Source organism: Christiangramia aquimixticola (assembly GCF_048285835.1).
GTDB lineage: Bacteria > Bacteroidota > Bacteroidia > Flavobacteriales > Flavobacteriaceae > Christiangramia > Christiangramia aquimixticola.
This window is the reverse complement of the sequence record NZ_JBLVTL010000302.1, coordinates 1-284: the sequence shown is the minus strand read 5'-3', so window position 1 is coordinate 284 and position 284 is coordinate 1. Positions and strand designations below refer to the sequence as shown.

The window sequence follows — 284 nt, the reverse complement described above, 5'->3', positions numbered from 1 at the left end:
CTTCAAATCATAGAATACGGTCAAAGGCTGTCCAATAAATCTACCAGCAGCAATGTCGTCTCCGTTAGGAAGAGAAACGATCTTTTCTCGGTTTCTGGTGAAAATCACATCAGTTGACCAGCTGAAGTCACCCTTTTCAATATTCAAAGTAGAAAGTGACATTTCAATACCTCTATTTTGGGTCTCACCGATGTTGGTGGTGAATCCGCCAAAGCCAGTAGAGTTTGGAAGAGGCTGAGGAGCCAAAAGGTCAGAAGTATTGGTTACGTAATATTCAATCGAAC

General features: G+C 41.9%; 1 protein-coding gene. It reads right to left on the bottom strand.

The window, feature by feature from the left end; genetic code table 11:
* Positions 1-284: hypothetical protein (locus tag ACNKXV_RS14570; RefSeq protein WP_417908419.1), on the bottom strand; the 284-nt coding region annotated here is incomplete at both ends.